Here is a 13,818-nt window from a genome sequence, read left to right as displayed (position 1 = left end):
CCCTAGCCCATGTTTTTTATTGGTTGTCACCGTTTTGCAAAAAATCCAGAATAAATCCCGACACCAATGCGATTTGATTCGCAGAGAAATCAGGATTCAATTCCGCTACTGAAGGCGCACTTTTTACCAAGGTGGAGACAATGCAAAAAGTGAATTTTACCGCGATGAAAGACGGCACCCCCGCGGAGTTCAAGCTGCTCAGCGATCTCGACGAGGAATACAGCAAGACCCTGCCAGACCGCATATTGAAAATGCTGAAATTCCTGGCCGACGACGACGGCGGCTACCAGATATCCAGGCTGGACCATGTGCTGCAGACCGCGACCCGCGCCTACCGCTCGGGTGCCTCCGACGAATGGATTGTCGCCGCGCTGCTGCACGACATGGGCGATGTGATTGCACCCGACAACCACTCGGTGGTGGCGGCCGAGATCCTCAAGCCCTTTGTCTCGGAGGAAGTCTTCTGGGTGGTGCGCCACCACGGCGTGTTCCAGGGCGTCTATTACTGGCAGCATATTGGCCGCGACCCGAATGCGCGCGAGGCATTTCGCGGCCACCCCTATTTTGATTCAGCCGCCAGATTCTGCGAGGAATGGGATCAGAACTCATTTGACCCGGATTATGAAACCCTGCCACTTGAATTCTTTGTTCCTTATGTGAACAAGATATTCCTGGCCCAGCCCACGGTCTAGACAATATTTCAGGACAGATAATCCATGCACTCCCCCACGCCCCGCAAGAATATCCGATGGGCCACCGATATCGGCGGCACCTTCACTGATATCGTGATCAGCATCGATGGTGAAATGCACGCCCGCAAGGTGCTGACCACGCCCGCCCAGCCCGAGCGCGCGGTGATCGACGGCAGCCTGCAGATGATGAGCGACATGGGCATAGCGCCCGAAATGGTCGACATCTTCGTGCACGGCACGACGCTGGCCACCAACGCCATCCTGGAGCGCCGCGGCGCGCGCTGCGCGCTGATAGGCACCGAAGGCTTTCGCGACATCCTGAGCATAGGCGACGAAGGGCGCTTCGACCAGTACGACATCTTCATCGAGAAAGTCGCGCCCTTGATCGCACCCGAGCTGTGCTTCACGCTGCCCGAGCGCATGAGCGCCGCCGGCGAAGTGCTGCTGCCTCTGGACGAAGCCGCGGTGCATGCGCTGATGCAGCGCATCGAGGCGCTGGGCATACGCAGCGTCGCCATCTGCTTCATCCACGGCTATGCGAACGCCGCGCACGAACGCCGCGTCGCGCAGATCCTGGCCGAGCACCACCCCGACTGGTTCATTTCGCTTTCGTCCGAAGTCTGCCCCGAAGTGCGCGAATACGAGCGCTGCTCGACCACGGCCGCCAACGCCTACGTCAAGCCCATCATGGCCGGCTACCTGCAGCGGCTCGAGCAGGAACTGGTGGAAAAAGGCTTTCGCTGCCCGACCTACCTGATGACGTCGGGCGGCGGGCTGACGACGCTGCGCTCGGCCATGGAATTCCCGATACGCCTGGTGGAAAGCGGGCCGGCCGGCGGCGCCATTCTCGCCGCCCATGTGGCGCGGCTGTGCGAGCGCCAGAACGTGCTGGCCTTCGACATGGGCGGCACCACGGCCAAGGTGTCGTTCATCGACGACTTCGAGCCCCATACCTCGCGCAGCTTCGAAGTCGATCGCGCATCGGGCTTTCGCAAGGGCAGCGGCCTGCCGCTGCGCATTCCCGTGATCGACATGGTGGAGATCAGCGCCGGCGGCGGCTCGCTGTGCGACATCGGCATGTTCGACAACATCACCGTGGGCCCCGAAAGCGCCAGCTCCGTGCCCGGCCCGGCCTGCTACCCCAATGGCGGCGCGCGTCCCACGGTCACCGACGCCAATCTGGTGCTGGGCCGGCTCGACGCGCACAACTTCGCGGGCGGCACGATTGCGCTGAACAGCGCCGCGGCCGCGGCCGCCATTGCGCGCACGCTGGGCGAGCGCCTCGCCTGCCCGGCGCGCATCGCAGCGCTGGGGGTGTCGCAGCGCGTCGAGGAAAACATGGCGAACGCGGCGCGCGTGCATGCCAGCGAATGCGGCAAGGACCTGGCCCGATTCTCCATGGTGGCGTTTGGCGGCGCGGCGCCGGTGCACGCGGTGGCCGTGGCGCGCAAGCTGGGCATACGCCAGATCATCCTGCCGCCCAACGCGGGCGTGGGCTCGGCCGTGGGCTTTCTGCTCGCGCCGATGAAATACGAACTCGTGCGCAGCCACCGCATGCCGGTCGCGGGCTTCGACCATGCGCGCGCCCAGGCGCTGCTGCAGGCCATGGAGGACGAGGGCCGGGCCGTGGTCACGGCCGGCCAGGGCGCGAACCCCGCCGCGCACCGGGTCGTGCGCCGCGCCTACATGCGCTACATGGGCCAGGGCCACGAGGTGCTGGTCGAGCTGCCGACGGCGGCGCTCGACAGCCAGGCCGAAGTGCAGCTGCGCCAATGGTTCGAGACCCAGTACAAGGCGCTGTACGGCCGCATCATTCCCGACGCGCAGATCGAAGTCGTGACCTGGACCGTGAGCCTGATAGGCCCGACCGCGCCGGTTTCGGCCCTGCCCGCGACCGGCGAACGCCAGGCCGCGAAGCGCGCCGGCACGCGCCCGTTGCTGGCCGACGGCGGCGGCGAATTCGAGGACGTTCCGGTGTTCTGGCGCCCCGATCTCGCGGTCGGCGCGCATTTCGCCGGCCCGGCGCTGCTCGACGACGAATCCACCACGCTGCTGCTGCCGGCCGGCTATACGGCCCAGGTGGTCGCGCAGCGCTACGTAATCATTGACGAAACGGAGACCACGGCATGAGCACCGATCAAGGACTGAACAAGCTGCGCATGCAGGTGCAGTGGAGCCGCCTGCTGGCGATCGTCGAGGAACAGGCGCAGGCTTTGCTGCGCACCTCCTTCAGCACCATCGTGCGCGAATGCGGCGATCTGTCGACCGGCATCTTCGACCTCAAGGGCCGGATGATCACCCAGGCGGTCACGGGCACGCCCGGCCATGTGAACACCATGGCCGCCTCGGTGCAGCATTTCCTGCGCTACTTCCCCATAGAGACCATCGCGCCGGGCGACATCTACGTCACCAACGACCCCTGGATGGGAACCGGCCACCTCAACGACTTCGTGGTCGTCACGCCGGCCTTCCATGAGGACCGCCTGGTCGCGCTGCTGTGCTGCACCAGCCACCTGATGGACGTGGGCGGCATGGGCTACGGCCCCGACGGCCGCGATGTCTACATGGAGGGCTTTTGCATTCCGCCGGTGAAGCTGGCCGAGCGCGGCGAGATGAACCTGCTGCTGATGGACGTGATCAAGGCCAACACCCGGCTGCCGGTGGAAACCGAGGGCGACATCTACTCGCTGGTCAACAGCAACGAGATCGGCATACGCGGCCTGCGCGCCATGCTGCAGGAGTTCGCGCTGGCCGACATCGCCGCGCTGGCCGACTACATCTGCGACGTCACGCGCGCCACGGCGCTGGCGCGCCTGGCCGAACTGCCGCGCGGCGCGTTCCGCTATGAAATGGAAGTCGACGGCTACCGCAAGCCGGTGCGGCTGGCGGCCTGCGTCACGGTGGAAGACGGCAGCATCAACGTCGACTTCGCGGGCTCGTCGGCGCCGTCGGAATACGGCATCAACGTGCCGCTGACCTATGCCAGCGCCTACAGCACCTTCGCGCTGATGTCGGCGCTGATGCCCGGCATACCGAACAACTCGGGCTCGCTGGACCTGTTCACGGTGTCGGCGCCCGAGGTCTGCATCCTCAACGCCCAGCGGCCCGCGCCCGTGGCCATACGCCATGTGCTGGGCCAGATGCTGCCCGACGTGGTCTTCGGCTGCCTGCGCCAGTTCGCGCCCGAGAAGGTGCCGGCCGAAGGCGCGTCCTGCCTGTGGAACATCAACCTGCAAGGCACGACCCATGCCGGCAAGGTGTTTGCCACCACGGTCACGACCAACGGCGGCACCGGCGCGCGCCCGGGCAAGAACGGGCTTTCTGTCACCTCCTACCCCAGCGGCGTACGCGGCACGCCGGTCGAAGTGCTCGAGTCGGCGATTCCCATGACGTTCTGGAAGAAGGAAATCCGCCAGGGCTCGGGCGGCGCGGGCGAGTGGCGCGGCGGCGACGGCGTCGACATGCTGATCGAGAACGTCTCGGGCAGCGCGATCACGCTGCTCGCGGCCTTCGACCGCATCGACTACCCGCCGCGCGGCATTGACGGCGGCGCGGCCGGCGCCGCGGGCTATGTGGGCCTGTCCGACGGCACGCCGCTGCTGGGCAAGGGCGCGCAGCAGATACAGCCGCGCCAGACGCTGGTGATACGCACGCCCGGCGGCGGCGGCCTGGGAACACCAGCACCGGATTTGACCCGCGGCTGAAGCCCGGGCATGAAACATGCCTCTGAGAAGAGGCATTGCAAACGCGACCGATGCATTCGGCGGGGCCGATTTCTCCAACTCCTGGACTACACGATGAAACTCTCTTCCATTCTCCGCGTCGGGGCCCTGGCCCTCGCCCCCCTGCTGTCGGTCGCGCATGCGGCGGACTTCCCGTCCAAGCCGATACGCATCATCGTGCCGTTTGCCGCGGGCGGCTCCACCGACGCGGTCGCGCGCCTGGTCGGCACCAAGCTGGCGGCACGGCTGGGCCAGCCGGTGGTGGTCGAGAACAAGCCCGGCGGCAGCGAAGTCATTGCCTCGACGTTTGTCGCCCAGTCGCCGCCCGACGGCCACATCATCTTTCTGTCGACCATGACCGGCCTCACGGTCAACCCCAGCCTCTACAGCAAGCTGGCCTATGCCCCGAAAAAGGACTTCGCGCCGCTGGTGCTGGCCGCGACCATTCCCAGCATCTTCGTGGTGAACCCCAGCGTTCCCGTGAAGACCATGGCCGAGCTGCCGGCCTATCTCAAGGCCCACCCCGCAACCGCCTACGGCTCGGGCGGCAACGGCACGCCCAACCATCTGGCCACCGAGATGTACAAGCGCGCGATCGGCGCCGAGGCGCTGCACGTGCCCTACAAGGGCGGCGCGCCCGCGCTGGCCGACCTGATGGCCGGGCAGCTGCAGCTGATGGTCGGCCTGATGCCCGAGGCCCTGCCCCTGGTCAAGGCCAACAAGCTGCGCGCGATCGGCATCACCACGCTGCAGCGCTCGCCCGAGTACCCCGAGCTGCCCACGGTGGCCGAATCGGGCGTGCCGGGCTTCGAGATGATCTTCTGGTCGGCTTTCGTGGTGCCCGCGGCCACGCCCAAGAACGTGCAGGAAATCCTGCACAAGGCGCTGGACGCGACGCTGCAGGAGCCCGATGTGCGCGCGCAGATGAAGGCCATGGGCATAGTCCCCGGCGGCGGCAGCCAGCAGGAGCTCGCCAGGCTGATCGACAGCGACACCGCCAAATGGAAGAAGGTGATTGACGCCGCGGGCATCAAGGCCGACTGATCCTCGCCGGGCGCGCGATTCGCCCGGCTTCCCTTCGAACGCTTTCTCCGACTGCTTATGATTTCCACCACCAACCCGCATGCCAACCGCCAGCCGCGCAACATCGGCGACGCCGAATGGGAGCTGCGCGTGCAGCTGGCAGCGGCCTACCGCCTGGCCGCGAAGTTCCAGCTGACCGACCTGATCTACACCCATATCTCGGTGCGCGTTCCGGGCCGGCACGACCAGTTCCTGATCAATCCCCACGGCTGGTTCTTCGACGAGATCACGGCCTCCAGCCTGGTGAAGATCGATGTCGACGGCCGGCCGGTCGACGACCAGCGCTTCGAAGTCAACGCCGCGGGCTTCACCATCCACAGCGCGCTGCACCAGAGCCGCCAGGACGTCGAATGCGTGGTGCACCTGCACACCAGCGCGGGCATGGCGGTTGCCGCGCTGCAGTGCGGACTGCTGCCGCTCAACCAGATCAGCATGCAGTTCTACAACCGCGTGAACTACCACGACTACGAAGGCATTTCGCTGGACCTCGACGAGCGTGCGCGCATCGTGCAGTCTATGGGCCAGGCGCACCACCTGATCCTGCGCAACCATGGCTTGCTGACCACGGGCCGCTCGGTGGCCGAAGCCTTCACGCGCATGTTCTATCTGAACCGCGCCTGCGAGATCCAGCAGCAGACGCTGTCCATGGGCCAGCCCTATGTGCTGCCCTCGCCCGAAGTCTGCGAGCACGCAGCCAGACAGCACGACGACTACGCCTATCTCGACACCGTGCACCTGGACCGCGAGTGGACCGCGCTGCTGCGGCTCATAGACCGCGACAACAGCGACTACCGCTGCTGAAGCCGCGGCGCCGCAGGATCAGGCCAGGCGCGGCTTGACCTTGCTGGCCGCGAGCCGGGCGTGGGCGCGCGCCAGCTCGATATCGTCGTGGCGCGCCAGCGCCACGCCCATGCGGCGCTTGGCAAAGCTTTCGGGCTTGCCGAACAGGCGCAGATCGGTGCCGGGAACGGCCAGCGCCTGCTCCACGCCGTCAAACACCATGTTCTCGCCCTCGACGCCGCCATAGATCACCGCGCTGGCGCCCGCATTGCGCAGCGAAGTGTCTACGGGCAGTCCCAGGATGGCGCGCGCATGCAGCTCGAACTCGCTTTGCCACTGCGTGCTCAGCGTGACCAGGCCGGTGTCGTGCGGACGCGGGCTGACCTCGCTGAACCAGACTTCGTCGCCGCGCACGAACAGCTCCACGCCGTACAGGCCCAGTCCCGCGGGCTGGCCGTTGCGGTCCATGCCGAGGTTGTGCGTCACGGCCAGTGCAATCGCCTGGGCGCGCTCGAGCGCCGTGTCGGCCATGGGCTGGGGCTGCCAGCTTTCCACATAGTCGCCGCTTTTCTGCAGATGGCCTATGGGCGCGCAGAAATGGGTATGCACCTGGCCGTCGACGCCGCGCGCGCGCACCGTCAGCAGCGTGATCTCGTACTCGAAATCAATGAAGCCCTCGACGATCACGCGGCCGTGGTTGACGCGGCCGCCGGCCATGGCAGTGTCCCAGGCCGCGGCAACATCCTGCGGGCCGTCGATCTTGCTCTGGCCCTTGCCCGAGCTGCTCATCACGGGCTTGACGACGCAGGGATAGCCAATGGCCGCCTGGCCGTCATGGCCGTCGATCGCGGCCTGCAGCTGCGCCAGCGAATCGCAGAAACGGTAGGGGCTGGTGGGCACGCCCAGCGTTTCTGCCGCGAGGCGGCGAATGCCTTCGCGGTCCATGGTCAGGCGCGCGGCGCGCGCTGTCGGCACGACACGCACCACGCCCGCGGCTTCGAGCTCTTCCAGCATGGGCGTGGCAATCGCCTCGATCTCGGGCACCACCCAGCCCGGGCGCTCCTGCTCGATCAAGGCCTTGAGCTGGGCCGGGTCGCTCATTGCAATGGTGTGCGCGCGGTGCGCGACCTGGTGGCCGGGCGCGTTCTCGTAGCGGTCGACGGCAATCGTCTCCACGCCCAGGCGCTGCAATGCAATCAACACTTCCTTGCCGAGTTCGCCGCTGCCCAGCAGCATGACTTTGGTGGCGTGGGGGGAGAGAGGGGTTCCAAGAGTCGTCATGGCAATCAATTCGAGAGAAGGTGGGAAGGGCAATGGATTGCGGCGACGTCAGGCAGCAATGGCACGCACCGGCAACAACCGCGATTTTTACCGATTGCACGGCCATCCAGCCGGCAAAGACAACAGCGCCACCCTGGGGAAGCGCGGCATGCCTGCATCACCATGGGCCACACCCACCCATAAATAGATGGAACCTATCAACATCTTATGCAACATAGTCAAATGCATGGTTCTGGCCGTGCGTGGCACAGCAGGTTTTCCGCGTCGAGGTCTGGCTGTCACCTCCTTGCCTCTTTCAGGCAGGTGCGTTGCCACTTGTCCCTCCCGGCGCTTTGGCTTCGAGCCAAAGAACGTTCATTCAACTTTTCTATTGATTACATGTTCAAGTCAACTTCCACCCAATCATCTTCCACCGTCGCCTCGCCCCCGGGCAGCACAACCGACGCAACAGGTGAGCCACGCGGCAACCATGCAGATGCGCTGGCAAAACAAGAGTCAGCCCAGCGAAAAGTCGAGGTCCAGCTCGCAAAGTTCGAGCTCGCTCAGATGAAGAACATCGAACTCATCAAGCAAATCGCGCGTGCTCACGAGCAAAAAGAGCTACACCAAGCCAACTTGAATCTTCACGCCGATCATTTATCAGAAATCAGGTCGGAGGCCAATGCACTCACTATCAATCTGACCAATGAAAATATAAAAGAACTCCAGATCCCTTCAAAAAACTCAATACCAACCGAGTCAGGAAAAATCAACCCAATTCTTCTGGCGAATTTGATCTCCAATGATCCAGCGCTAATTCAACTGGGCAGCCGGCTTTGCACCGAAGAGAGAAACTCTTATGAGGAAAGAAAAAAAATAGCCGACATACATTCAACCATAGACACTTTATTTAAAAATAAAGAGTCAACCGAAGCCGATGTCAACGAATCAAGAATGGAGCTGACCCAAGCCATGAAGGCGCTGAGCACCGTCAAGCCAGGCGCGTTCAACGCCGCCGATATTGACCACCTGCTCTGTATTGCCGTGCAAAAAATGGCTGCCGCGGATGCCTCGATCGCAAGACTCACTCTGAATCAGGCACAGAAAAACTTCAATCAAGCGCAATTTTTTCTGGAAAACTCCTCGAGCAAGCTGAATGAAATTTCCAAGCAAATGGATTTCAAGTATAACCAACTGAATGCAGCTCAGGATGAATTCCTGAAGTCCGACAACTACCCGAAGAACAATCCCGACATAAAAAAGTACCAAGCCGACTTCCTTTCAATCCCAGAGCACAAGTTGATTTACGGCTCCCTGTCGAATTTGGTGAAACAGCACCAAAATGAAGATTTTTCTCATTCCATCTCAAAGGCAAGCCACGCCTTGGCAAACCGCGATTTGATCGAAGCAAAAACAAAATTCCAAAAAACCGAAAATATTCTAAAAGAATCAGATTGCGCACTCGCAAGAGCCAAATTGGCGTTGAATCAGCAGATTCCTGATAGCGACCCTGCGAACTTGATCGATGACGCCATCTCGACCGACTCAATGCCTATATCTGCATCTGATCACAGCGAGGCACCCAAAGAAAGCCCTCTTGAAGAACAGGTGGCCTGCATAGGCACACCCCCAACTTTCGACGCCCTGTGAAAGAGAGATAAACGCGTTTCCTTGCCGCCCTGCCCTGCCGGGACTCACAAGCCAGTGAACTTTTTCATTATTTTCCCTCACCCAATCACATGTTCAGACCAATTTTCAACCATGACACGCAATCCAAGAATTCTACAGAAAGCTCTTCGAACTCCAACCCACCCACCCATCCTGAAAACTTCATAGGAAAACAAATCGCAGTCCAGGAACGCATTAAATTCATCATTTCAAAAATTGAGTCATTTCAAAACAATTTTGCAACAACAACGGCAGAAATCAATAATCTGACCGACAAAAAAGAATCACATGAAACCGCCTTACAAAATCTGTACAACAACCTGAAACCCTCTTCCACAAGGTCCGACAGCAACGCTTGGCAGCAAGCATACACTCATCATAAAAAAGAGGTAACAAACACTATAATAATCATAAACATATTTACCAGCGAAAAACACTCTTGCCAAAAATCTCTGGAGATTTCAAAAATTGAATTGCTTCAGTGCATCGATGAGCTAAAAACCACCAAAATTGATGCAATCACCGACAAAAAAATAGAATATCTGCTCAGCATTGCAAAACAAAAAATTGCCGCAGCGGATTTTTCAATAGCAGCCGACAATGCAAATCAAGCACAAAAGGATTTCAGCAATATCAAGCATCTGCCCTATTTTCCGCCAGACAAACCACACAAAGCTTCCTCCGCACAATTGGACCAGGTAGCCGACCACATTTCAAAACAAACTCTTTCTCACTTCATAAAATATATTCCCAAAGAAACGATCAATCGATCAGAACTCCGTTTGAACGAAAAAGAACCAAAGCTTCATCAGTTGGAAAAAATCCTGCAAGAGTCGAATCTTGCAGTGGAGAAAGCAAAAATAGCGTTGGATCAATGCATTTTGAACGCTGTCCTGGCCAACTCCACCGATGACGCCTTCTTGACGACCCCAGCGGCGCCAACAATGCCCGTTGACACCCTGGCAATCGACGAAGCCCAGGACTACGAACCCGTGATTGCGACTGGCATGGACGAGCATCTGGAGCTGATCTGACCTGGCCTCCCGGCGCTGGCAGGCGGTCAGGAGCCGGCGTGAACGCGCCGAACTGCGGGTGCGCGCGCCGATTCCCGCTACCATCGCCCGGTCCAATTTACTTTGTGGAGACTTCTCAAATGGCGATTCAAACAGTCGGGATCATCGGCGCAGGCACCATGGGCAACGGCATCGCGCAGGCCTGCGCGGTCTCGGGCATCGATGTGGTGATGGTGGACATTTCCGAGGCAGCGGTGCAAAAGGGCCTGGCCACCGTGTCCGGCAGCCTCGACCGGCTGATCAAGAAGGAGAAGATCACCGAGGCCGACAAGACGGCCGCGCTGGCGCGCATCAAGACCTCGGTGCGCTACGAGGACCTGCAGTCCGCGCAGATCGTGATCGAAGCGGCGACCGAGAACTTCGCGCTCAAGGTCAAGATCCTGCAGCAGATCGACGCGCTGCTCGCGCCCGAAGTGATCCTGGCATCGAACACCTCGTCGATCTCGATCACCCAGCTCGCCGCGGTCACCAGCCGCGCCGAGCGCTTCATCGGCATGCATTTCTTCAACCCCGTGCCGATGATGGCGCTGGTGGAAATCATCCGCGGCCTGCAGACCAGCGACGCGACGCATGACAGCGTCAAGGCGCTGTCGCTGGCCCTGGGCAAGAGCCCGATCACCGTCAAGAACGCGCCCGGCTTTGTCGTCAACCGCATTCTGGTGCCGATGATCAACGAAGCCTTCTTCGTGCTGTCCGAAGGCCTGGCCACGCCCGAAGACATCGATGCCGGCATGAAGCTGGGCTGCAACCAGCCCATAGGCCCGCTGGCGCTGGCCGACATGATAGGCCTGGACGTGTGCCTGGCCGTGATGGAGGTCTACCTCGAGCAGTTCGGCGACAGCAAGTACCGTCCCTGCCAGCTGCTCAAGGAAATGGTCGCCGCCGGCCGCCTCGGCCGCAAGACCGGCCGCGGGGTCTACCAGTACTGACCCGCTGAGCCGCTGGCGCGGCGGCGCATCGTGAATCCCCGCCGTCGGTGTAAGGAGGACAATAGCGGGCATGACCATGCCCCCTATTGCCGACGCGCCCAGCGCCCATCCCTACGAACAGCTCACACCCGACGTGGTGCTGGACGCGCTGGCCGCTGTCGGCCTCTACGGCGATGGGCGGCTCACGGCGCTGAGCTCGTACGAGAACCGGGTCTACCAGGTGTTTCTCGAAGATGGCGAGCGCGTGGTTGCCAAGTTCTACCGTCCCGGGCGCTGGAGCACGGCGCAGATCGGCGAGGAACATGCTTTTTCCGCCCAGCTTGAAGCCGCTGAAGTGCCGGCCGTGGGCCCGCTGACGCTGCAGGGCGCGACCTTGCACCAGCATGCGGGCTTTGCGTTCTCGGTCAGCCCCTGGCGCGGCGGACGCCGGCCCGAGCTTGATGATTTCGAAGTGCTCGAATGGATTGGCCGCTTTCTGGCACGCATCCACACCGTGGGCGCGGCCCAGCCGTTTGTCACCCGCCCCCAGCTCAACCTGCAGAGCTTTGGCCAGGATTCGCTGGACTGGCTGCTGGCGCAGCAGATGATTCCGCTGGAAGCCGAAACCGCCTGGCGCAGCGCCTGCGAACAGGCACTGGCGCTGATTGCCGGGCGCGCGAGTTCCAGGAACGAAATGCTGCCTTTCGGCCTGGAAGACGCCAAACAGATACGTCTGCATGGCGACTGCCATCCGGGCAATATTCTCTGGACTCCGCTGGACGAAGCCCATGGCACGGGTGGCCCGCATTTTGTCGACCTCGACGACACGCGCATGGGCCCGGCCGTGCAGGACCTGTGGATGCTGCTGTCGGGCGACCGGCGCCAGCGCACGCAGCAACTGGGCGCGCTGCTGGACGGCTATGAGCAGTTTCGCGCCTTCGACCGGCGCGAACTGGTGCTGATCGAGCCGCTGCGCACGCTGCGGCTGATCCACTACAGCGCCTGGCTGGCGCGCCGCTGGGAAGACCCGATCTTCGCGATCAACTTCCCCTGGTTCGGCAGCCCCGACTACTGGCGCGGCCAGACCGACATGCTGATCGAACAGATCGAGGCCATGCAGGAAGCGCCGCTGTCGGCCTGAACGAACGGCGACTCAGCGCCCGCAGCCGCCGTAGACCTGACAGTCGGGCACGGCCCGGCCTTCGGCATCCTGCCACTGGCGCACGGCGCCTGGCGCGGGCGCAGGCGCGGCCTGGGGCGCGGGGTTGGCATTCGGGTCGTGCAGCACCGTCGAGCGGCCCACGCCCACGCCAACCGAAGCCGGGCCCACGGGCGCCGACACGCCCACGCCGCCATAACCCGTGACCTGGCCGCCAGGCTGCACGCCGACCCCCACGCCCACCGGCCCCCAGCCCGTACCCACGCCCAGGCTGGGACCGCCGCTGCCCATGCCCACACCCACCGACAGCGGGCCCACGGGAATGCCAATGCCCACGCCCATGGAATTGCAGCCGGCAAGGGCTGCAAGCAGGACGGCAGTGGTGGCAAGGCGGGCGATGGCAAGCTGGTACATGGGGATCATTTTGCAGCAGATGGGCGTTTGAACGGGTAGCCATGCGCCGATGTATGGCTTGTGCCTGCCTGCTGGAGGGCAGGCCGGGTGCGACGCGGCGGGCCAGGCAAGCTGCTCCCCCGTTCGCCCTGAGCCCGTCGAAGGGTGAACGCCCCGCCCTCCAGCCAAGCCCCCAAAAACAAAGAATCCCCCGGCCCGAAAGCACAGGGGATTGGCCGGGGAGCGCAGCCGAAACTTACACCAGCAGCGCGTTCACGCGCTTGACGTAAGCCGCCGGGTCTTCGGGCAGGCCGCCTTCGGCCAGCAGCGCCTGGTCGAACAGGATGTGGGCCAGGTCATGGAAATGCACCGAGCCGTCGAGCTTCTTGACCAGCGGGTGCTCGGCATTGACTTCAAGCACGGGCTTGACTTCGGGCGCCGACTGGCCGGCCTGCTTGAGCAGGCGCGCGAGCTGGTTGCTCATCGCATCGTCCTTGACCACCAGGCAGGCCGGGGAGTCGACCAGGCGCGTGGTCACGCGCACGTCGTCGGCCTTGTCCTTGAGCGCTTCCTTGAGCTTGGCCAGCAGCGGCTTGAAGGTTTCGGCGGCTTCCTCGGCGGCCTTCTTCTCCGCTTCGTCCTGCAGGTCGCCCAGGTCGACCGCGCCCTTGGCGACGGACTGCAGCGGCGTGCCGTCGAATTCGGTCAGGTAGTTCAGCGCCCACTCGTCGACGCGATCCGTCATCAAGAGCACTTCAATGCCCTTCTTCTTGAAGACTTCCAGCTGCGGGCTGTTCTTCGCGGCGGACAGCGTGTCGGCCGTGATGTAGTAGATCGCGTCCTGGCCGGGCTTCATGCGCGCCTTGTAGTCGGCAAACGAGACGTTGACGGCATCGCTGGAAGTCGAGGCAAAGCGCAGCAGCTTGGCCAGGCGTTCGCGGTTGCCGAAGTCCTCGCCCAGGCCTTCCTTGAGCACCGCGCCGAACTCGGCGTAGAACTGGCTGTACTTGCCTTCCTTGGCCTTGTCCTCGTCGCTGACCACATCGGTCACGGCATCGGCTGCCGCAGCATCGGCTGCCG

General features: G+C 62.7%; 11 protein-coding genes and 1 pseudogene. 9 read left to right on the top strand and 3 right to left on the bottom strand.

Annotation, left to right across the window (positions count from 1 at the left end; translation table 11 throughout):
* The first annotated feature begins 140 nt into the window (after positions 1 to 140).
* From RR928_RS21685 to RR928_RS21665, 5 genes are all read left to right on the top strand, one after another.
* A complete protein-coding gene (locus RR928_RS21685; RefSeq protein WP_332539680.1) occupies positions 141 to 692 on the top strand; it encodes an HD domain-containing protein in 552 nt (183 codons plus the stop codon).
* Positions 693 to 716: 24 nt separating this feature from the next.
* A complete protein-coding gene (locus tag RR928_RS21680) occupies positions 717 to 2,822 on the top strand; it encodes a hydantoinase/oxoprolinase family protein (protein WP_332684202.1) in 2,106 nt (701 codons plus the stop codon).
* The gene (locus tag RR928_RS21675; RefSeq protein WP_332539684.1) at positions 2,819 to 4,396 is read left to right on the top strand and encodes a hydantoinase B/oxoprolinase family protein; all 1,578 of its coding nucleotides are present in this window, start codon (positions 2,819 to 2,821) and stop codon (positions 4,394 to 4,396) included. Before RR928_RS21680 ends, RR928_RS21675 begins: the two co-directional genes overlap by 4 nt.
* Before the next feature lie 93 nt (positions 4,397 to 4,489).
* The gene (locus tag RR928_RS21670; RefSeq protein ID WP_332549102.1) at positions 4,490 to 5,458 is read left to right on the top strand and encodes a Bug family tripartite tricarboxylate transporter substrate binding protein; all 969 of its coding nucleotides are present in this window, start codon (positions 4,490 to 4,492) and stop codon (positions 5,456 to 5,458) included.
* A 57-nt stretch (positions 5,459 to 5,515) separates the two neighbouring features.
* Positions 5,516 to 6,298, top strand: a complete 783-nt coding sequence (locus RR928_RS21665) for a class II aldolase/adducin family protein (RefSeq protein WP_332549100.1) — start codon at positions 5,516 to 5,518, stop codon at positions 6,296 to 6,298.
* A gap of 18 nt (positions 6,299 to 6,316) precedes the next feature.
* Here the strand turns inward: RR928_RS21665 and purT are convergent, their stop codons facing one another.
* Positions 6,317 to 7,558: a formate-dependent phosphoribosylglycinamide formyltransferase gene (purT, locus tag RR928_RS21660; RefSeq protein ID WP_332539688.1), complete on the bottom strand. Its 1,242-nt coding sequence runs from the start codon at positions 7,556 to 7,558 to the stop codon at positions 6,317 to 6,319.
* Positions 7,559 to 7,936: 378 nt separating this feature from the next.
* On the opposite strand from purT, the gene RR928_RS21655 reads away from it, so the two are divergent.
* The 4 genes from RR928_RS21655 (at position 7,937) to RR928_RS21640 (ending at position 12,327) form a co-directional block, all read left to right on the top strand.
* Positions 7,937 to 9,187, top strand: a complete 1,251-nt coding sequence (locus tag RR928_RS21655) for a hypothetical protein (protein ID WP_332549098.1) — start codon at positions 7,937 to 7,939, stop codon at positions 9,185 to 9,187.
* A gap of 89 nt (positions 9,188 to 9,276) precedes the next feature.
* Positions 9,277 to 10,239, top strand: coding sequence for a hypothetical protein (locus tag RR928_RS21650; protein ID WP_332539690.1), 963 nt, complete (start codon positions 9,277 to 9,279; stop codon positions 10,237 to 10,239).
* Positions 10,240 to 10,358: 119 nt separating this feature from the next.
* Entirely contained in the window at positions 10,359 to 11,207 is an 849-nt protein-coding gene (locus RR928_RS21645) for a 3-hydroxybutyryl-CoA dehydrogenase (RefSeq protein ID WP_332539691.1), read from the top strand.
* A 76-nt stretch (positions 11,208 to 11,283) separates the two neighbouring features.
* A complete protein-coding gene (locus RR928_RS21640; RefSeq protein WP_442881933.1) occupies positions 11,284 to 12,327 on the top strand; it encodes a serine/threonine protein kinase in 1,044 nt (347 codons plus the stop codon).
* A 12-nt stretch (positions 12,328 to 12,339) separates the two neighbouring features.
* On the opposite strand, the gene RR928_RS21635 is transcribed toward RR928_RS21640, so the two are convergent.
* On the bottom strand, positions 12,340 to 12,759 hold the full coding sequence (locus RR928_RS21635) for a hypothetical protein (protein WP_442881544.1): 420 nt from the start codon (positions 12,757 to 12,759) through the stop codon (positions 12,340 to 12,342).
* A gap of 235 nt (positions 12,760 to 12,994) precedes the next feature.
* Positions 12,995 to 13,818, bottom strand: a pseudogene (locus RR928_RS21630) (molecular chaperone HtpG); the annotation flags it as partial.

Source organism: Comamonas sp. (assembly GCF_036666375.1).
Taxonomy (GTDB): Bacteria; Pseudomonadota; Gammaproteobacteria; order Burkholderiales; family Burkholderiaceae_C; genus Comamonas.
This window is presented reverse-complemented; position numbering and strand designations above follow the sequence as displayed.